16 protein-coding genes are annotated in these 20,179 nt (G+C 43.3%); all 16 read right to left on the bottom strand.

The genetic code is table 11. The annotated features are described in order from the left end of the window. Window positions 1-36 precede the first annotated feature (36 nt). From FZ040_RS05370 to FZ040_RS05445, 16 genes are read right to left on the bottom strand one after another with little or no spacing between them, the layout of a single operon-like run. Window positions 37-1,236, bottom strand: coding sequence for a DegT/DnrJ/EryC1/StrS family aminotransferase (locus tag FZ040_RS05370; protein WP_149171049.1), 1,200 nt, complete (start codon window positions 1,234-1,236; stop codon window positions 37-39). 14 nt (window positions 1,237-1,250) lie between these two features. Continuing rightward, window positions 1,251-2,171, bottom strand: a complete 921-nt coding sequence (locus FZ040_RS05375; RefSeq protein ID WP_149171050.1) for a GDP-L-fucose synthase family protein — start codon at window positions 2,169-2,171, stop codon at window positions 1,251-1,253. Next, window positions 2,168-3,199 carry a GDP-mannose 4,6-dehydratase gene (gene gmd / locus FZ040_RS05380; protein ID WP_149171051.1) on the bottom strand — a complete coding sequence of 344 codons (1,032 nt, stop codon included), beginning with the start codon at window positions 3,197-3,199 and terminating at the stop codon, window positions 2,168-2,170. The genes FZ040_RS05375 and gmd overlap by 4 nt, the downstream gene beginning before the upstream one ends. Further along, entirely contained in the window at window positions 3,196-4,278 is a 1,083-nt protein-coding gene (gene rfbG / locus FZ040_RS05385; protein ID WP_149171052.1) for a CDP-glucose 4,6-dehydratase, read from the bottom strand. Before rfbG ends, gmd begins: the two co-directional genes overlap by 4 nt. Window positions 4,279-4,314: 36 nt before the next feature. After that, window positions 4,315-5,232: an NAD-dependent epimerase/dehydratase family protein gene (locus FZ040_RS05390; protein WP_149171053.1), complete on the bottom strand. Its 918-nt coding sequence runs from the start codon at window positions 5,230-5,232 to the stop codon at window positions 4,315-4,317. Between the two features lie 7 nt (window positions 5,233-5,239). Then, entirely contained in the window at window positions 5,240-6,190 is a 951-nt protein-coding gene (locus FZ040_RS05395; protein WP_149171054.1) for a transketolase family protein, read from the bottom strand. Beyond that, complete coding sequence (locus tag FZ040_RS05400) at window positions 6,187-7,053, bottom strand: transketolase (protein WP_149171055.1); 867 nt, start codon at window positions 7,051-7,053, stop codon at window positions 6,187-6,189. Before FZ040_RS05400 ends, FZ040_RS05395 begins: the two co-directional genes overlap by 4 nt. Before the next feature lie 57 nt (window positions 7,054-7,110). Then, window positions 7,111-8,439: a lipopolysaccharide biosynthesis protein RfbH gene (gene rfbH / locus FZ040_RS05405; protein ID WP_149171056.1), complete on the bottom strand. Its 1,329-nt coding sequence runs from the start codon at window positions 8,437-8,439 to the stop codon at window positions 7,111-7,113. 21 nt (window positions 8,440-8,460) lie between these two features. Continuing rightward, window positions 8,461-9,237, bottom strand: coding sequence for a glucose-1-phosphate cytidylyltransferase (gene rfbF, locus FZ040_RS05410; RefSeq protein WP_149171057.1), 777 nt, complete (start codon window positions 9,235-9,237; stop codon window positions 8,461-8,463). An 11-nt stretch (window positions 9,238-9,248) separates the two neighbouring features. Further along, window positions 9,249-10,160, bottom strand: a complete 912-nt coding sequence (locus tag FZ040_RS05415; RefSeq protein WP_149171058.1) for an alpha-1,2-fucosyltransferase — start codon at window positions 10,158-10,160, stop codon at window positions 9,249-9,251. 13 nt (window positions 10,161-10,173) lie between these two features. Further along, entirely contained in the window at window positions 10,174-12,348 is a 2,175-nt protein-coding gene (locus tag FZ040_RS05420; RefSeq protein WP_149171059.1) for a glycosyltransferase, read from the bottom strand. Window positions 12,349-12,362: 14 nt separating this feature from the next. Next, window positions 12,363-13,835 carry an alpha-1,2-fucosyltransferase gene (locus tag FZ040_RS05425; RefSeq protein ID WP_149171060.1) on the bottom strand — a complete coding sequence of 491 codons (1,473 nt, stop codon included), beginning with the start codon at window positions 13,833-13,835 and terminating at the stop codon, window positions 12,363-12,365. Window positions 13,836-13,847: 12 nt separating this feature from the next. Next, window positions 13,848-17,141 carry an O-linked N-acetylglucosamine transferase, SPINDLY family protein gene (locus FZ040_RS05430; protein WP_149171061.1) on the bottom strand — a complete coding sequence of 1,098 codons (3,294 nt, stop codon included), beginning with the start codon at window positions 17,139-17,141 and terminating at the stop codon, window positions 13,848-13,850. A gap of 2 nt (window positions 17,142-17,143) precedes the next feature. Further along, the gene (locus FZ040_RS05435) at window positions 17,144-18,064 is read right to left on the bottom strand and encodes a glycosyltransferase family 2 protein (RefSeq protein ID WP_149171062.1); all 921 of its coding nucleotides are present in this window, start codon (window positions 18,062-18,064) and stop codon (window positions 17,144-17,146) included. Next, window positions 18,040-19,467 (bottom strand): tetratricopeptide repeat-containing glycosyltransferase family 2 protein, encoded by a 1,428-nt coding sequence (locus tag FZ040_RS05440; protein WP_149171063.1) that lies wholly within the window; start codon window positions 19,465-19,467, stop codon window positions 18,040-18,042. The genes FZ040_RS05435 and FZ040_RS05440 overlap by 25 nt, the downstream gene beginning before the upstream one ends. After that, a complete protein-coding gene (locus FZ040_RS05445; RefSeq protein WP_149171064.1) occupies window positions 19,467-20,012 on the bottom strand; it encodes a hypothetical protein in 546 nt (181 codons plus the stop codon). Before FZ040_RS05445 ends, FZ040_RS05440 begins: the two co-directional genes overlap by 1 nt. Between the last annotated feature and the right edge of the window lie 167 nt (window positions 20,013-20,179).

The following is a 20,179-nucleotide window of genomic DNA, read 5'->3' on the forward strand; positions in this document are numbered from 1 at the left end:
TATTTATCCCCTCTTCCATTAATCATACTATATATATTACTTCTCAGCTAAAAATTTATGCATGGAATCAATAATGACATCAAGCTGCGCCTTTGACAGGCCATGATGGCAGCCTACATAAAATCCATTATGGTCAATCCATTTTGCCACCGGATACTCATCTTCGATGTCTCCGAATAATTCCTTATAAATTGGCTGATTGAGCAAAGGCAGCATCGGCCGCGTCTCGATATTGCATTTCTCCAAATAGTGTGTAAGCTCTTCTCTTTTGAAACTGCTTCCCTTACGAATCACGATTGGATACATCATGTAGGAATGATCGACATAATCTGGTGCCGCTGGCAACTGCAAATATTCCTGCAGATCCTGCAAATGCTCCGTCAAATACCGCGCATTCTTTTTGCGATTTCCCATGATAATATCGCGGTTCTCCAACTGCCCCAATCCCAAAGCGCCTTCCAGTTCACCGACTCGATAGCTGTACCCCATGCGTACCATCATGAAACGCTTATCCATCTCAGTCTGCATGCGAAGCGGGCAAACCTTTGTCGGATCAGAAGCCAAACAGACTTCACAAGTACATGCCCTGCCATGAGCAATCAACGAGCGCGAAATCTCCATCATCTGACGATCATTTGTCGTAATCACACCGCCAATTCCGGTAGTAATCGTATGGGCTACATAGGTGCTGAATGCCGCAATCTCACCGAAACTGCCGACTTTTTTTCCTTTATAGGTAGCAAAATGTGCCTCAGCGCAATCTTCCATCACCCAAAGATGATGTTTTTCAGCCACTTCCATGATGGGGTCCATGTCACAAGGCTGGCCAAAGGTATGCACCGGAATAATTCCAATCGTTTTAGCGGTAATCTTCTTTTCGATTTCCGCTGGATTAATATTATATGTGACCGGGTCAACATCAACAAATACCGGCTTCAGCCCAGCATGCATAACCGCATTCGAAGTAGCAATAAAAGTAATGGCGGGCACTAATACCTCTGCATCCGAATCTTCTTTCACGCCATATTTTTCTTTCAACGCTTCCAATCCCACATGTAACGCCGAAGTACCACTATTGCACGCAATGCCATATTTCTGTGAATGAAGCTCCGCAAACTGCTTTTCAAAGCGATGTACCATCTTTCCCTGCGACAATCGGCTGGCATCCAGCGCTTCATTAACGTATTTCTTCTCTATATCGCTCACATAAGCATAACCTACACCAATTTTTTCCATGATAATCCCTCCCGTCACTGCTCTGTTGCCAAATAAAATTCATAAGCCTGACGGATTCCCTCAGTCAACGAAGTTTTTGCCTGCCAGCCAAACTCATGCAACAAATTGACATCCGTAAGTTTGCGTTTCATCCCCTCTGGTTTGGACAAATCATGCACAAACTCCCCTTTATATCCAATCACCGCTGCAATAGTTTGGTAGTATTCATCCACAGTATAATCATGCCCAATACCAACATTCATATAAGCCGGCATAGCTTCAAAATTGTCCAAGCAATAAGCGATACAATCTGCCAAATCCCCACTATACATGAACTCACGCCGTGCCTGACCGCTTCCCCAGATAGAAACAGTATCCAGTCCTTTTTCTTTAGCCTCATGCAATTTGTGGATAACAGCTGGAATCATGTGTGCCCGTTCCGTCCGGAATTTATCCCAACGGCCAAATAAATTGCATGGAATCAAGGTTTTATACTGAAACTCCGGATGCTCACGCGAAATATATTCACATAATCTTGCACACATTACCTTGGCCAGCGCGTACCCTTCGTTGGTAGGCTCCAATTCCCCTTTGAGCACCATATCCTCTGTAAGTGGCTTTTCACTGTTGCGTGGATACATGCAGGAACTACCAAGATTAATAAATTTCTTGATTCCAGCCTTATAAGCACCATAAATGATATTGCGTCCCATATCCATATTAGCTAGCAGAAACTCCATAGGTGCCTTCGTATTCGCTGCAATACCGCCGACCTTGCCAGCCGCATGAATAATACAGTCTGGCTTCTCTTTCTTCAGGAATTCCACTACTGCATTCATATCCTCTAAATCAAGTTCTTTATGTCCCGGTGTCAAAAGCTCATGCTCCTGCATTGCTTTGCACTCCACAATACTATGTCCGACTAATCCACTCGCACCAGTAATTAAAATTTTCATTTTTTTAACAGCTCCATATCTGCACGTACCATCATTTCTACCAACTGGGTAAACGAAACCTTTCGTTTCCAGCCAAGATCCCGTTCAGCTTTGGCAGGATTTCCCCATAGCAGCTCTACCTCTGCGGGGCGGAAATAACGTGGATTTACATCAACACGCAACTTACCGGTAGCTTTATCATAGCCTTTTTCCGAGACTCCTTCACCTTGCCATTCTATATCAACGCCAACTACGGCAAAGGCTTTCTCCACAAACTCACGAACCGTATGCGTTTCGTTTGTAGCCAGAACATAATCCCCCGGCTTATCCTGCTGCATGATACGCCACATACCTTCTACATAGTCACCAGCAAACCCCCAATCGCGCTTTGCATTCAGATTGCCTAGACTCAGTTTTTCCTGCAGCCCTGACGCTATTTTAGCCACCGCTATGGTAATCTTACGCGTAACGAAGGTCTCACCACGGCGCGGCGATTCATGATTGAATAAAATACCATTGCTGGCAAACATGTCATACGATTCACGATAATTCTTCGTAATCCAATATCCATATAGCTTTGCTACGCCGTATGGAGATTTTGGATAAAACGGCGTATCCTCATCCTGCGGTGCCGTCCCTGGAATACCACCGAATAATTCCGACGTTGAAGCTTGATAGAACTTACAATCAAGGCCACTTTGGTGAATGACATCCAGCAAACGGATAACACCCACACCAGTAGTCTCTGCTGTGTATTCCGGCACCTCAAACGACACGGCTACATGCGATTGCGCCGCCAAATTATATACCTCATCCGGCTTAATCTGCCGAATCAACGAGGCTAAATTACACGAATCCGTCAAATCACCATAATGCATAAAAAACCGGTCACGCAACGTATCATCGTTAAATAAATGATCAATGCGCTCTGTACAGATTGTACTATGCCGGCGGATAATGCCATGAACCTCATAGCCTTTTTCAATCAGCAAATCGGCTAGATACGAACCATCCTGACCCGTTATCCCTGTAATAATTGCCTTTTTCATAACTTTTTCTCCTCATCAACTGCAAAAAATTCTTTTATTTGTAATTCCATGAGGGCATTAATATCTCCTGCATCCTGCCAGCATTTTGCCCATTCAATCGTTTTCTCGATTGCCATTTGTATATGCCAATGTGGCCGCCACTTAAACGTTGCCTTATACTTGGAACAATCAAGTTTCAGGAATTTCGCTTCATGCGGCCCATCACAACTAACGTTTTCCCACGAAACATCTCTGCCCCAGCTCTTGCAGAATAAATCCACCAACGCACCTGTGCTGACACAATCACACTCATCCGGCCCCACATTATAAGCAGCAGCCAGCTCAAACTTCTGATATTGTTCCTGTGCCAACAAAAGATATGCATATAATGGTTCCAGCACATGCTGATACGGCCGGATAGAATATGGATTGCGAACTTTTATAACCTTTGATTCGTATGCAGCCCGAACACAATCCGGAATAATGCGATTTACCGAAAAATCGCCACCACCAATTACATTTCCAGCTCTAGCGGTCGATACTGCAATTTTACGCTTTCTAAAAAAACTATTGTTATAGCTATGCGTAACCAATTCTGAACAACTTTTGCTGTTCGAATAGGGATCGAATCCGTCAAGTGGTTCATTCTCCCGATAGCCCCATTCCCACTCCTGATTCTCATACACTTTATCCGTCGTTACATTTACTACCGATTTTACGCTATCAGTCAAGCGCACACATTCAAGTATATTCACAGTGCCCATGACATTGGTACGGTATGTTTCAACCGGATGCTGATAACTGAGTGTAACAATCGGTTGTGCCGCTAAATGAAAAACAATATCTGGTGAAAAATCTGCCAAACATGCTTTTAGCTGTTCTAAATCACAGACATCTCCTTGGATACTGTGGACCCTGCCAGAAAAATCCAACTGCTCAAAAACCTGCTTTCCTTCAACTGTAGGATAGCCGGCAGCATAGCCACACACCTCAGCTCCCATCACTGAAAGGATCTTACAAAGCCAAGTTCCCTTAAATCCTGTATGCCCTGTTATGAAAACTTTCTTCCCTTTATAAAAATCAACATCCACTTTACTCATACCGCACCCCCATGAAATACAGTGCTGATTATCCGCTTATTTTTCCCTGGCACTTTCCAACATTTCTCTAACTCCCATAGTAAACGCCGTAAAAGTAAAATCAGGGAAACAGTTCAGGAATTTATCGATAATCGGTTCAAAACTAACCACCCCCTCACTGCCATAAGGAATAGCGCCAAAATTCAGTTTGCTATCCGACTGCACGATTTTTTTCAACTCGTTTATATACTCACACAAACGGCGATTATCTTTGCTGGCAAAATTATACACACCATCTTCACAAGGTTCTGTACCGGCATACAGTAACATCTTCGCAACATCACGCACATACAGGTAATTCCAATTCTGAACACCTGCAGTCATATCCAACGGCTCATTGCATTGGAACTTCTTTATGGCAGACATCAAAAGAGTTCCTTCATAATCATATTTCCCATATACACTAAAAATCCTGGGCCATTTTACAACTATCCCTTTTCCCTTGCTTAAACGGCAGATTTCCTGATATGCTTTCAGCTTATGCTTTCCATACTCTGTGACTGGATTAGCCGGATAATCCTCTGTAATTTCACCAACCGTTTTGCCATACTCTGCCTGTGATCCCGCTCCAACAAAAACCTGACAGCCTTTAGCTTCTGCTAACCGAAAAGCTTCCACTGCCGCCTTATAATTATTTTCCTGTAACATTGCATCATCGCGCTGAGGACGACGGGCACCTTCCCAAGCCAGATGATAGAATACATCTATCCGGTCTGGAAGCATCGCAGACAAGTTATTCATCTCAGTCAAGTCGCATTCCAGCACATGTATCCCCGCTATTGAATCCAAGCGACATTTATTGCTGGATTGTGGCCGGATTACAGCATATATGATATATTTTTCCTGCTTTGCTAATTCCTCAATCAAATGCACACCGATAAAACTCGTAGCGCCCGTAATTACTATAGTCTTCATCTTATCCTCATTTCAGCAAACCAAGCATAGCCTGTTCCAAGCCCTCCGCATCAAGGCTAAATTTATGATATAAATACGACGCATGCGCCATTGGCTCGAAGTGATCCTTGAGCCCTATGTTCGCAAATCTTACCCCAATACCTTCTTCTGCTAGTACCTGTCCTACCTGCGTTCCTAAGCCACCCATTACATTATGATCATGCACTGCCACCACGGCTCCGGTAGCAGCTGCAGTTCTTATTGCCTGACGATCGATTGGCTTTATGGTATGCATATCCACGACCCGGATTTTTTTACCATGCTTTTGGAAAATATTCTTTGCCGCCTGTACTGCATATTTTACCGTCACACCAGCACAGATAAACGCACCATCGTCCCCAGCCATTATCGTATCGGCACGGCCGATTTCATAGTCATAACTATCGTCATAGATGCCTATTACTGGCTCTACACTGCTTCGAATATAGATGGGTCCAGAATAATCCAGTGATTTTTCCAATAACTTTTTTGCCTGTACTTCATCACAAGTCTCCACTACAGTCATATTGGGAATGCTGCACATGATACCACAATCTTCGAGACTCCAATGGGTTGCTCCGGAGATACCGCCCGAGACTCCTGCATAAGTTGCCATAAGGCGCACATCAAGTCCTGCATAAGCCACATCCGTGCGGCACTGTTCCAGCCCACGCATGGAGATAAACGGTGCCATGGAAAATGCATAAGGCTTGAACCCCTCATGGGCAAGACCTGCGGCAAAACTTATCATATTCTGCTCAGCAATACCGACATTGAAACTACGCTCTGGATAACTTGCCACAAAACTGCGATTGCGGCAAGTTCCCATCAAATCTGCATTAACTACCACAACTTTTTCATCCTGTCTGCCAAGCTCTTGCATATAGCCGCCCAGGACATCACGCAAAAATGTTTTCTTTTCAAAATCAATCTTAATCATCCTTGCGCTCCTTCCTGAGCAAATTTTGATTCCAGATCAACAACAGCAGCAGCATATTGCTCTTCCGTAATCTTACCAGCATGCCATCGCGCTTGGTTTTCCATAAAATCAACACCTTTGCCCTTGATTGTATGGCATATAAATACAGTTGGCTGCTCAGAATCAACAGGTGGCAGATTATCAAAATACCCTTTTATATTCGCAATATCATGTCCATCGAATTCACAGACATTCCACCCAAATGCCCGATACTTTTCAGCAATATCGCCGAGTGCTGTAATCTCTTCCAAACTGCCATCCGCTTCCAGACCATTGAAATCCACAATCGCCACCAGATTCCCCAATTTCTGCTGGACAGCATACATCGCAGCCTCCCAAATCGAACCTTCCGACTGTTCACCATCACCCATGACCACATAAACACGGCTGGTATTGTTTCCCTTTAGCCGTAATCCTGCCGCCATACCACAGGCCACGGGAAAACCATGACCAAGGCTTCCCGTCGACACCTCAACATAAGGATTGACTAAATTGCAGGAATGCATGGAAAAACGGCCTTCATCGGTCGCATACTCATTCCATACATCCTCCGCCGAAAAACAGCCGATAGCAGCCTGATTAAAACTCGTCACCGCCGATGCATGGCCCTTCGATAGCACAAAACGATCCCGTTTTTCCCAATTTGGATCCTGCGGATCATAATTCATCTGATACTGCCAAAGAACAGTCATAACATCAGCCACAGACAAATCACCACCAATATGAATGGTCTGCAATGAACACAGTTTCAGCAAATTCTTGCGCACTTCCAACGCGGCTTTTTTTAACTCCTCAACAGTTTGTGGCCTTTCTATTCTCTGCATTTTCCTCCAGCCTTCCAAATTATAATCCCTCAGAAATCATTCCATTACCGTCAGCGATTACGCTTCTTCCACAGATTCCTTAATCACCTTAATCATATAGTCGAGCTTCTCATCAGTCATGCCAGGGTATACACCTACCCAAAAGGTGTCGTTCATGATACGATCGGTGTTCTCAAGACTGCCCACTACGCGATAACCATCACCACTTGCACGCATTTCATCAAAGCAAGGGTGCTTGATGAGGTTGCCGGCAAAAAGCATTCTCGTTTGCACGCCGCGACTTTCAATATAGGGCACGATTTTTTGCCGTTCTATACCGTTACAAGTCATCATAAAACCGAACCAGCTTGGCTTGCTCCCCTCCGCCGGTTCCGGCAAAATCAGCTTGTCACTTACGTCCTGCAAACCGTTATACAGACGGTCAAAATTATAGCGCCGGCGTTCCACAAATTTTGGAAATTTCTTCAGCTGAGCTACCCCTACCGCTGCCTGCATATCTGTAATATTGAGATTCAAGCCGAAATGGCTGTAAACGTATTTATGATCATAGCCTCTCGGCAGTTCTCCATACTGACCGTCAAAACGGTGACCACAGAAGTTATCCTGCCCAGAAGCACAGACACAGTCACGTCCCCAATCACGCATAGAGCGGATAATCTTATGGAGCAACGGATTTTTCGTATAGACCGCGCCGCCCTGTCCCATGGTCATATGATGTGGCGGATAGAAACTCGACGTACCAATATCACCGATGCTGCCAGTGAATTTTTCCTCGCCATCAATGGTATAAAGCGAACCAAGCGCATCGCAGTTATCTTCGATAAGCCAAAGATTATGTCTGTCGCAGAAATCCTTCACAACCTTAAGATCAAAGGGGTTGCCAAGAGTATGCGCAATCATAACGGCCTTTGTCTTTTCGGATAGCGCCGCTTCCAGTTTGGTCACATCAATATTGTACTGCGGAATCGTCACATCCACGAACACCGGCACTGCACCATAATTGATAATCGGCGAAACCGTAGTCGGAAAACCCGCTGCTACTGTAATTACTTCATCACCACGACGGATACGGCGCTCCTTCAATAGCGGTGAAGTAAGTGTCATAAACGCCAGCAGATTGGCGGAAGAGCCGCTGTTAACCACGGAAACAAACTTCGTGCCCAAATATTCAGCTAGCCCTTTTTCAAATTCCTTAACATAGTGTCCCGAAGTCAACCAAAACTCCAAAGCACTATCAACAAGATTCTCCATTTCCTCATGATTATAAACGCGGGACGCATAAGGTATACGCTCGCCTTCTTTATAACCTTCATCCTGATTGTGGAACGTATCGCAGTACTCCCGCACCATCGCAAGTATCTTATCATGCATCTCCCGCTGATTCATTCTCTAGCCTCCATTTGAACTTCAATCCCAAACCTTCCACGGTGCTGTTCCATTTGCCCACAGTGCCTCCAGCTGCATCTTTTCACGCAAGGTATCCATGCATTGCCAAAAACCTTTATGATGATAGCTCATCAGCTGACCATCTTCTGCCAGTCTTTCCATCGGTTCCTGTTCAAACACACAGGTATCATCAGTGAGATATTCAAATATTCCTGGCTCGAGCACCATATACCCGGCATTTATAAGGGCGCCATCCTGAATAGCTTTCTCGCGGAATGACTTTACCGCATTATCTCCACCAATATTCAATACACCTTTCGACTGATCCTGCTGAACCGATGTCAACGTCGCCAGTTTCCTATGACTGGCATGAAACTCCAGCAGCTTGCGAATATCCACATCACAAACGCCATCACCATACGTCATACAAAACGGCTCATCACCAACATATTTTTGAATCCGTTTAATACGTCCGCCAGTCATCGTATCATCACCAGTATCCACAATTGTGACACGCCATGGCTCGGAATGCTGTTCATGAAGAATTATCTGTTTCCCATGTGTAAAGTCAAACGTGACATCGCTGGTATATAAGAAATAATTGTTAAACCATTCCTTAATGATAAACTGCTTATATCCAGCACAGATAATAAAATCATTGATGCCGTAATAAGAATATTCCTTCATGATATGCCATAAAATCGGCATACCTCCAATCTCTATCATCGGCTTTGGTTTATACTGAGATTCCTCGGATATTCGCGTACCAAGGCCCCCCGCTAAAATCACTGCTTTCATATTATCACTTCCTACACTTTAAATGACGGCGTGGAACTAATAACGATTTCTCTGCGCTGGTTAAGTAGTGCTGCCAAATAAGCAAATGAACTGCGGTCGATAATCAAATGCTTACAATAAGACATCAGCTGCATATCAATATAAGCCGTCAGGCCACTATTTCCATCAACAAAGACGACTCTTTTCCCATCTAAACCAATCGCTGCCAAATTTTCCTGGCACCATGGCAAGTCATCTGAGAAAACAAAATACGTAGGCTGGCTTTCCCGTTCATCAATATACGCAATGGCTTTTTGGTAAAAATCCATTGGTGCCTCAATATTCCACTTGATAAAATCGCCACGACGAATATGAATCCCGATTGAGTTCGAATTCAGAATATCATCTCGATACTGCATATTTCTCGAATCCGTCAGAACCGGAAAAGAAAATTCATTGAGAATAATATCCTTTATCTCATAGAAATACGCCTTGTCAATCCAATAGCCATGAAAATACCATAAACCTTTGGCAAGTAATACATTGGGCTCATAAGTTCCTGTATAGTAAATATTACCCGAAAAGGCAAAATCATTCGTAGATGCAACCATCGCTATCTGATTGCCATCATCAAGCAATTGCTGGGCTATCCCACGACCACGCTCCTTTTCCCAGAGCATATCCTGCCATTTGCCCGGCGAGACAAACTCACTTAATTTCGCTGGTCTCACGCCAAATATACGCTCCAATTCCCAGCCATTGAAATCAATATTTTCACCATAGAATGCACTGTCGTCGATGACACAGCTTGAATTAGTTTTTATCTCAAGCCAGCGCATAAAGATATACTGAAATGCCTGATTTCCCAAGCCTCCATTCAACATTACAATCCTGCGTGTTATATTTTCATTACTGAGCCATCCTTTTAATGACTTTTCATTCATGACAATCTCCTTTTCAACGATAAAGTATTAAATCGCCCTTCGAATTATTCAAACGATTCTTCAAAGCACTAAACGTATGATCATCCATCGGACAAATGCTGCGGATATATTCAGCCAGTGAATTCGTGAGATTTACATTTTCCTGCCCGCTGATGAAATTCAATCGGAAACGATGCAGATATGGATGCTGTGTCAAGGCTTGCTGCAAATCCGGAATCTTTATTGCATGAAAGGTATTTACTTGACGTCCTAAATCCGCTGGTCCCTCATAAATCATCCAATCGATAATACAACTAGTAGAACTTGGATTTGTTATTGGAACGATAAAAATGCCATTATCTTTGAGCAAATTATAGGCTTTTTCCAAGACTCCGATTACGTCATGCACGATGATATCATTCAATGGTTCACAGCTGCAAATAATATCATATTGCCGCGTTTCGTTTGCTAGCAAGTCTTCCATATTATCCTGGCAGGCTATATCCATCCCTAAACCGATTGCATCCTGCCTATACCTTTCATCCTGTATCAATGCCTTGGCATAATCTATCCTTACGCCATTTTTCCGATAATGATTCACAATCTGGCAATAAGCATTTCCAAACAAAGGATTCAGCATAAGTACATCGATTTTTTCTTTATGCAGTTCTGGCAAGTATCCTTCTAATCCCGGATAAAACCCTCTGGAATTCCAGGCATCAACACCCCATTTATTTTGAAACACCTGACGCATATTCTCGAGTGAAGAATTGCTCCGCTGCGCTGCGCTAAGCGTTATCGAACCGAAGTGGTGCAAGAAAGTATCCCTAGCCAGTACCTGCCGCATTCCATGACGCCGTAAGGTTGTCGAATAATCATCATCCAGGAATTCAGCTTGATAATACGACCGATCCCAGCGATTAAGTTCTGAATCTTCAAAGACATGCGCCATAGCCACAAATGGCATCAATAAAGGCCGATCTTCCCATTTCCTTGCATCCGATTGGTTATAAACACGAGCAAAACCTTCTATCGCATCGATACCAAAAAAATCATTGCTATATGGAATAGTAATCCCTTGTAAATTGGATATACTCTGTGCTGGACACGTAGGCACCACCCAATGGATTTTCTCATCCGACTCTATACACTTTGTCAGATTCTCCAACCAATTAGGAGTAGCTATAACATCGTTAGCAAAATACACAACATATTCGGCATCAAGCAGATAAGTGCCTACACCGCTTTCTAATATATTATATTTCAGATTTATTTTTTTCTTATGCGGCAATGATTCAAAATATGCTTCTGTCTCATCCGTAGAACCATTGTTGATTGTAATAAGTTCTGCTTGTCCATCTGAAAAATCCGTATACTTAAAAAGACTTTCAACCGCTTTTTTCGTGTATTCTAATTTATTGTAAGCCGTCAAGATAATTGAAACTTTATTATGGCCATCCTTTTTCCGCTTAGCCTGCCAATTGTCAAATAAATGCTCGCGTTTCTGGAAAGATTCTTCGACTGTCTCTATGCCTAAAGCATATTTTAAGCGTACACTAAGTTCACTGCAGAAGGGAATCAATTCATAGTCAACATAACGCTGGCATTTCGTATTTTCTTTTTTAATCTTAGCACAAGTATATATGACATTCTTTAGAAACTTTATCACGGATTGATACGCCACTGGCAGTTCTTCCCGCTCTAATGAAACCCAAAGCTCCTCACTTCTTGTCCGGATTAACGCGATATTTTTCTGACAAGTATTATAGTTTTTCCCTTTCTGAATTTGTTTTAAAGCCTTGAGATTTTCTTCATTTTTCTGCCAAATTGCAAGTTTTCCCAACTCATGTGATACAATCTCTAACTTTTGCTTGATCGAATTTTTTTCCTTATCTGAAAGATTATCTTTAGCTATCACTTGTTTGAAAATTTTTTCGGCATTTCCCCATTCCTTTTTCTGTATACATAAATCTGCATACAAAATATTGCTTTCATAATGATCTGGATAATTGTGAAGAATTTTTTTTACGCAAGACTCACATTTCTCATACTGATGAAATCTATAATACAGTCTTGCCCCTAAATACAACACACCAATATCCGATGACATATTCATATCTAAACGTTCAAAATTTTTAAGGGCCTCTTCAAAGCGACTATTCTTTATATCATCGATTAGCATCGCTGTCATTTTTTCTATCTCAGTCATATTACTATCTCCACTTATTTCTCCCACGGGGCTTTAAATTTTTTCCGGATAATAACCCCCCCCCGATTCTCGCTCAACATCGATGCCCAATCAGAAAAAGAACTCCGATGAATGAAGAAATGTTTGCAATAAGACATTAGCTGCATATCAATATAAGATTTAGTACCTGCATTTCCTTCTACAAATACAGTCTGCCGCGAATCGAGGCCTAATTCTTGCAGATGGGCCTTGCACCAAGGAATATCATCGGAAAAAATGTAGTATACCAGATTGCTGTCTTTCGACTCAAAATACTGCTCTGCCTTCCGATACTCTGCTGGATCCAGTTCCCAATTCAGATTCAAAAAATCTCCACGGCGGATATGAATACAAACAGAATTGGTATTTTTTATCATTTCAGCATATTCCCGATTCCTTTCATCCGTCAGTGCAGGGAATTGCAACTCCTTTAGTACATCATCCTTTATATCTTCAAAATATTGATGATCTGGCCAATAGCCATGATAATAAATCATCCCCTGCGTATCAGCTAATAAACTATTATAGGCTACTGGTACGCGTACGACATTACCTGCAAAAGAATAATCAGTAGACTCAGCTACCAGCGTCAAAGGATAACCAAGCTCCAAAAGTTGTTGCGGAATAGTCTTGCCGGCAAGATATCGCTCCATCATAACGTTCCAATCTTCAGCAGCAATCATCTTACTCATAAGCGGAAGGTCAAGCCCAAAGATTCGTTCCAGCTCATAACCATTATGCTGCACTTGTGGCCGGCACATAAAGCTATCATCTATCAAATAAGACTGTCCGGTCTTCTTTTCCAACCAACGCAAAAATACGTACTGTGAAAGCTGATTTCCTAATCCCCCCCAGAAAATAATAAATTTTTGATTTCTATCCAGACTGTTTATTTTTATTCCTGGTGCTTTTTCCACACTGGCAGCACTCGGTGCAATGTTTAACGCATCACTACGATCAATGATTTCCCAGTCCTCATCCTTCGTTACTTTTTCCCCACTCGTAACAAATTCCCAATTATTATTCGCTGCTTGTACAGGTAACAATTCTTTATAAAGTTCAGCTACCTGCTCATACTCCTGTCGCTGTGCCTCCGTAAGATTCTGCATCTCATTCAAGGAATCTAAAATCGCTTCTGCATCATCAAATCGATCTTGTATCATACATAGACGAGCTAATAACAACCTTACTTCGATATGTCCTGGAGCAAAAGTCAGTGTATTCTCTATCCAGCTGGCGGCTCGTGTATAATCACCCAAATAAAAATAGGCCACAGCTCCCCAATACATGATTTCTGCATCACGGCAGCCTTCACCAATCAATTGGGCTAAAACTTCCAACGAATCTGCATAATGTTTCGCCGCAATCTCATTCTTCAGCTTTTGTTTCAATCCCTGAAACTCATGCTGTTTTATATCCACCTGATTTTTCTTGATATCTTTTGCAATCCTGCGCTTTGCTTTCCCCATGTCTTTTCCTCCCTAACACTTGCATACAATACGCTTATATTGCTTTTCCAATTCACTTACGTATTCTTGCGGCTTTATTCCTTTTGCTTGTTGCATGAACGAACGCAGCTTTTTGTGCAGCATATCCAGCACATCCCTATCCTCAGCCAAACTTACCGCCACCTTGATATATGTCTCTATATCCGCAGCAGCAAGCTCCTGCAAGCCAATCTGTGTCAATACACTGACCCCGAATCTGGTATTTCTCCGCTCATCAAAACGCGTAACAACAGGCACGCCCATATATAAAGAATCAAAGGTCGTACCACCGCCGGTATACGGATAAGTATCTAACCCAATATCTATATCGAGATATCTATCCATATACTTAAGGTCAGCTGCTTCGAACTGTACCCTCTCCATATCAAAGCCAAGTTTTTTCATACGCCGGTAGGCCTGATCTACCAGGGAATCACTAACAAGCTCCTGCGATTTCAATAAAAGCTGTGATTTTGGAACCTGTTCCATGATCTCTCGCCATGCAGTTAGCATCTCATCCGTTATTTTTCGATAATGATTAAACACACCAAACGTAATATATCCTGTCTCTCGGCAGGGAGCCCCCTGCGGAACTTGGACATCACTCCGCCCTGTATAGGAAAACTGACTAGGCAGATACAGCAGTTTCTCCGTGAAATATCTCTCATGTTTTCCAACAGGATCAACTATCTCATCGGTTAAGAAATAATCTATCGCATCCATCCCAGTTGTCGACAGATAACCAAGACCAGACATCTGTATAGGCGCAGGCTTATAGGCCATAACCATTAGACCATTTTTCAAAGAATGTCCTGCCAGATCAACCAAAATATCCAGCTTATCCTCATAGATGCGTTTTGCTGCTGTTTCGGCCGTCATTCGCGCTAATGGTACAAAATCATCTACCAGCCGTTTGATTTCTTCCGTATAGCCATCCTCTTTTTCACTTAGACTATAACATATTACTTCAAATTCCTTTTTATCATAGCAAGCAAGCATACCATAATACATGGCAAACATGACATGCAGACGAAAATCCGGCGACAAATATCCAATGCGGATTTTACGGCCTATAGATCGTGTCTCATTTGCCTGCGAATATTTCTTTACCGCTGGTAAAATTCCCTGATAAATACTAGTCAAGTCAAAAATATCCTGTGAGGAAAATGGCAAATAATGCGCTGTCAGCAACAGAGAATCAAACATGCCAAGGCGCATAGGATCATCGGTTGCACTCTGCCATGCCTCCCGATACGCATCAAAAGCCTCCGCATGACTGCCACGTACCAAAGCCGCGAAGCCCAGCCGGCAATGAATCTCCAGCCACGCCTGTCTCGATAAAAGATTCCCTGGGGCACCAGCAACAGCAATCGCCTTTTTCGCCGCCTGATATTCCCCTTCATAGTCCAGCAGCTGATGATTGACTTCACTGAGTATCGCCCATACCATAGCCTGTTGTGGCTGCAGTGCCACCACCCGTTGCAGCCAGATTTTTGCCCGTTTAGCACCATGCACACTGGAATCTTCCAGGAAACATCTTGCCCGCTGTTCACAAGCTGCTGCGGATAAATTCCCTATCATACTGCCTACATCTAGCACCTCTGCCTCCGGATGGAGCCAATGCATCCAAATCTGCTCATAGGCAGCCTCCAAATCAGCCATATAGAGTCCCTCATCCATGACAGGAGACTGACGCATCATACGGCGTAGATTCTGATGCAATTCACTTAATCTGTCGTTATTCTGTGCTAGTTTCACAGCCTTCACGATATATTCCTCGGCCGAAAACGCACAGCACTCTTCTAACCCCATATTCATCAACAGGCTATAGCCAAAACGGGAGTTATGACGTTTCCCGGCCAAAGTAATGACAGGAACGCCCATATATAGCGCATCGCAGGTCGTACCTCCACCAGGATATGGCCAGGTATCAAGCGCAATATCCATCTTTTGATAGCAATGAAGATATGCCTGCTCCGCTTTTTCCATTATGACGCGTTCCAGCGGTATTCCTGCCTGCTGCAGCCGTTGTTCCACACTTTTTTTTCCAGCGGGAATATTGATTATCTTCGCCTTCAAATAAAGCCTGCTATCCGGCACTCGCCGGAGGATTTCTCCCCATACCTCCAGGACTTCATCACTTACCTTGGCAAAGTTATTGAAACTGCCAAAGGTGATATAGCCATTCTTGCGATAAGCTGACATCTGAATCGCCTTCGGTGCATCATGCCACATATAGCAGAAATGACTATGTGGCAGCCGCAACAGTTTCTCGGTAAAGTAGGCCTCATTCATCCCGACAGGATCCGTATAGTAATCAGCCAAAAAATAATCGACAGTATCAAGACCAGTAGTATCAAACCAGCCAATTCCCGATACCTGTACTGGTGCCGGCTTATGGGCCAAAACCGGCAGGCAATTGTTGGATGTATGACCGGCCAGGTCCACCAAGATATCGATCTCATCCGTATAAATCTGCTGTGCCGCCTGCTTGGGACTCATATACTGGATATTGCACCAGCCATCAATACAGGCCTTATATTCCTCACTGATGGTATCTTCTGCACAATTCGCATAGGCATAGATTTCAAACCGGCTGTGATCATACTCCTTCAACATTGCATAAATAAAGAAAGCAACCACATGACGTCGAAAATCCGGCGATATATACCCAACTCGTATCTTTTTATGTTGATGACGCGACTTATCATGCTGATAAACAGTTACATCGGTAAACAGCCGCGAAAAATGCTTTGATACCTGAAACAATTTCTCTCTATCTGCCTTGGTATAATGCAGCGTAAAAAGATAATTGCTATAATCAGCATATTGCATCAGTTTCATATTCTCATTAGGATTTGGACCGGTATATTCATCGGTCCCGGCTATCGCATAATGGCGGACAGCATCCTCCATCTTCCCAAGCTCACGATATACCCGTCCTAAGATGTTATGAACCATCGCCGTCTGCCATGGCTCCATATCGCCTCTTTGCAGTGCCTCTTCCCCATGCTGAATAGCTGAGTCATACTGCTGACACAGATACTCCACCCGGCACTGTAAAAAAAGCTCATAGCCTGTCAGCGCGAATTGCTGCTGCAATAAAGCGAGCGCCGTCTGCGCTTGTTTCTTCTTTCGATTATCGATATAAAGCGTCAATATGCGCTCTAAAACCACACGATCTTTAGGCCTTTGCGCCAACGCCTTATCAGCCCAAGCCAAGGCCCCTTCCATATCATGTTGTGCATAGGCTGCATCCATCTGTTGCAACAATTCGCGGATTCTCATAGTTATTCTCCTACCGCATCCAATTCTTCTTTTACTGCTTGCAGTCCGGATGTATAACGTTTCCACATTTCGTCCGTTGACTGCGCCTTTAGTTTTTGGCAGCTTTCCGCATCAGCTAGTATATGTTTCAAGAACAACTTGTAGCGTTCTTTAGTATAAGGAAATACCTGCCGCTGATAATACTCACGATTCAGCCGAATCCATTCGAGCCGGCTAAGGAGGATGACATCTCCCTGAGCACCCTCCTGTCCCTTATGACGGCGGAAATAGCTCAACGGCTCACGAAATATTGCTATATCACCGTGCTCTAACAGCTCCAGCCACATTGCAATATCAGAAATTGTCAAATATCCACGACTCTCCGCATGCCAATAATGATTCTTCAAATCCCGCCGGCGGAACAAAACCGCTGACGGCTCGCCGATAAAATTCGTCGCATTAGCTAATGTCGTAAGCGCCGTATCAGCTCCTGCTAATACTTCATACTCCGCTGTTATTTTGACCGGTGCCTTCCACTGCTTTATCAGCATGCCATCGCCATTTACGACCCCACGCTGCGAGGTTACCAGCGTAACCTCGGGATGCTTTTCAAAGCATTCTATCATTTTGCTCAGTTTATTTGGCGCCAGCATATCATCATCCATACACCACTGAAGATATTCGCCCTTTGCCTGATATTCAAACGAGCTGAAGTTTTCTTCCTTGGTTTTCGCCCCGCGATTACGGTTGTAATGTAAACGTGGGTCTGACAAATACTTCTGCATCAATTGCTCCGTATCATCATTGCTGCTATTGTCATTTACAAGCACTTCGAAATTTTCATAGTCCTGATTCAAAGCACTCTGCAACGTCTGTTCGAATAATTCTGGCCGGTTATAGGTGGGTATCATGATACTGACTAGCGGCTTGTTTTTTTTTTCCATTCAGGTGGCAGTAATACCTGCCAAACATTCCGGGGATTATCCGGCTCATACCACTGCAAAGCCATGTCATAGATACTGCGCAAACGCTTTGCCGCTTCGTTTGCCGCTTGCGGATATGCACCTACTGCCATCAAAGCCGAATAAGATTCTGGCTCCGGACGGACAAAGTACAGATATACCTCATTCCGTGGCGAACGTTCCAAGCAATCGCAGAGGAATTTATATTCTTTTTCATCCTCTTCATCATAGATTTCCTTCAAAAAATCTATTGTCTCCACTGGTGGATAATCCCGCAATAAATTCAGTAAAACCACCAAAGCTCTGGCATTATAGGAATATTTCTGCAACGAAATTTTATAATCAAGGATTGCCTGCTGGATTTCCCCACGTTCCATCTCAATTTTAGCTTTTAATTCGTATAGATAATAAAGGCTCTTATCCAATACGGATTCTTCGCTAAAGTGCCGCGGATCCTTGGCATATTCATCCCATTTTAGTGCCTCATCAAATTCTTTTAACGCTAAAACATAATCAAATCGCATAAAAGCCAACCGGCCATTTTCCCAGTGCGCATCGGCATGATTAGGCAGATCTTTTAATTCCCGATCAACGATTGCCTGCTGCTCATCTAAATCTCCCCCCTTCGCCCGGATCGATCCCAATATGATATGGTACATCTGACCAAGCTGCGATCTAACCTTACGATTCGGATTTTTTATGCAAAGCTCTGCATAATGAATAGCCTTGTCAAATTCACGCATATTAATATACGTCACTGCTAAATATGGATAATGAAATTCATTTTCCCCGCCAGCCCTTTCAATATCCAATTTTAGAAGCTCCAAATTCCGTTCTGTTTTTTTGCGGTTTACCGATGCTGAATAGCCTGTATGATAAATGGTCAAATCCGAGATAATAAACGGATATGATCTTTTTTTTGTACAATTTATATATTCATGTATCGGCTCCACATAAAAAACAGTCTTATCCTTGCGAAATATACGCACTTGTTCCACTGTAGATAATATCTCATTATCATTATCTTCATCAATATTAATTAGCGGGCTGCGAATCCCCATAACCATGCCATCATTATGGATACTCTCCAAATATGGACGCAGGCGCTTGCAAGCCAATGGGGTAAAATATTCATCCGCATCCAAAAAAACAATCCAGTTCCCCTTCGCTTTGCTGATAGCATAGTTTTTAGCAGCCGAAAAATCATTGATCCATTTAAAAAAATAAAGTTTCACTTTACTTTTTTTGACAATTTCTACAGTTCTATCCGTAGAACCAGTATCAACAACAATGATTTCATCCGAGTATTTTTTTACATTTTTTAACCAGCGTTCGATATTTTTCTCTTCGTTTTTCACGATTACGCAAGCAGAAATCTTAATCATTACGCCAAGCCCTCCTTGCACCAGCTAATATATGTATCGACATTTTTCAGTTTCCATCCCAGCGTCTTAGCCTTTTCAAAACATTCGAGGGCTGTCTCATAGATTTTAAGATTCATGCAGCATCCCCCTACGCCGTACCAAAAATCCACATCAACCTCCGGGGCATCAGCAGGCAGTTGCTGATAAAAAAGCAATGCCTCACGCCAGCGTCGTGCCTCAAAAAATTGCCGGGCAATTTTGCGGAGCTCCGGGACAGGCAACTCTGTGCCGACCTCCGCATAACGAGCAATAACCGTCTCGTCTCCATAGCGCAGGACTTCTTTGAGTAAGGTCTCATAAGCATCGCTGTCTTCTGCCTGCAGCTTTTCTTCCTGCAAACCATGAAAGCACAATACACAATGCTGCATGCCTGCCGGCAGCAAACGCAATGCTGCGATATCCTCCTGTACGGTTTCTGCTGGGCTAAACAGTTCCGCCAACACCAATTCACGCATAGCACGCGTCGCATCGACTAATAAGTCATTACTATTTTTATTCGCCTTCACTATCCCCGCCTCCACTTCTTTCTATCCTATTTATTATTATTCGACCAGAAACAAAAAAACCCTCTCCCGAAGGAGAGGGTTTTGCCTAATACCGATAGTATCAACATCCAGCGATTGCTTACTGGAGCAGGCTGAGAACCGAGCTGCTGCTCTGGTTTGCCTGGGCC

The sequence above is a fragment of the Pseudoselenomonas ruminis genome (assembly GCF_008271295.1).
GTDB classification, from domain to species: domain Bacteria; phylum Bacillota; class Negativicutes; order Selenomonadales; family Selenomonadaceae; genus Selenomonas_A; species Selenomonas_A ruminis.

What these genes read in the sequence shown, in the direction of transcription:
- FZ040_RS05370 (WP_149171049.1), bottom strand. Translation starts at nt 1,236, where the DNA reads ATGGAAAAAATTGGTGTAGGTTATGCTTATGTGAGCGATATAGAGAAG.
- FZ040_RS05375 (WP_149171050.1), bottom strand. Translation starts at nt 2,171, where the DNA reads ATGAAAATTTTAATTACTGGTGCGAGTGGATTAGTCGGACATAGTATT.
- gmd (WP_149171051.1), bottom strand. Translation starts at nt 3,199, where the DNA reads ATGAAAAAGGCAATTATTACAGGGATAACGGGTCAGGATGGTTCGTAT.
- rfbG (WP_149171052.1), bottom strand. Translation starts at nt 4,278, where the DNA reads ATGAGTAAAGTGGATGTTGATTTTTATAAAGGGAAGAAAGTTTTCATA.
- FZ040_RS05390 (WP_149171053.1), bottom strand. Translation starts at nt 5,232, where the DNA reads ATGAAGACTATAGTAATTACGGGCGCTACGAGTTTTATCGGTGTGCAT.
- FZ040_RS05395 (WP_149171054.1), bottom strand. Translation starts at nt 6,190, where the DNA reads ATGATTAAGATTGATTTTGAAAAGAAAACATTTTTGCGTGATGTCCTG.
- FZ040_RS05400 (WP_149171055.1), bottom strand. Translation starts at nt 7,053, where the DNA reads ATGCAGAGAATAGAAAGGCCACAAACTGTTGAGGAGTTAAAAAAAGCC.
- rfbH (WP_149171056.1), bottom strand. Translation starts at nt 8,439, where the DNA reads ATGAATCAGCGGGAGATGCATGATAAGATACTTGCGATGGTGCGGGAG.
- rfbF (WP_149171057.1), bottom strand. Translation starts at nt 9,237, where the DNA reads ATGAAAGCAGTGATTTTAGCGGGGGGCCTTGGTACGCGAATATCCGAG.
- FZ040_RS05415 (WP_149171058.1), bottom strand. Translation starts at nt 10,160, where the DNA reads ATGAATGAAAAGTCATTAAAAGGATGGCTCAGTAATGAAAATATAACA.
- FZ040_RS05420 (WP_149171059.1), bottom strand. Translation starts at nt 12,348, where the DNA reads ATGACTGAGATAGAAAAAATGACAGCGATGCTAATCGATGATATAAAG.
- FZ040_RS05425 (WP_149171060.1), bottom strand. Translation starts at nt 13,835, where the DNA reads ATGGGGAAAGCAAAGCGCAGGATTGCAAAAGATATCAAGAAAAATCAG.
- FZ040_RS05430 (WP_149171061.1), bottom strand. Translation starts at nt 17,141, where the DNA reads ATGAGAATCCGCGAATTGTTGCAACAGATGGATGCAGCCTATGCACAA.
- FZ040_RS05435 (WP_149171062.1), bottom strand. Translation starts at nt 18,064, where the DNA reads ATGGAAAAAAAAAACAAGCCGCTAGTCAGTATCATGATACCCACCTAT.
- FZ040_RS05440 (WP_149171063.1), bottom strand. Translation starts at nt 19,467, where the DNA reads ATGATTAAGATTTCTGCTTGCGTAATCGTGAAAAACGAAGAGAAAAAT.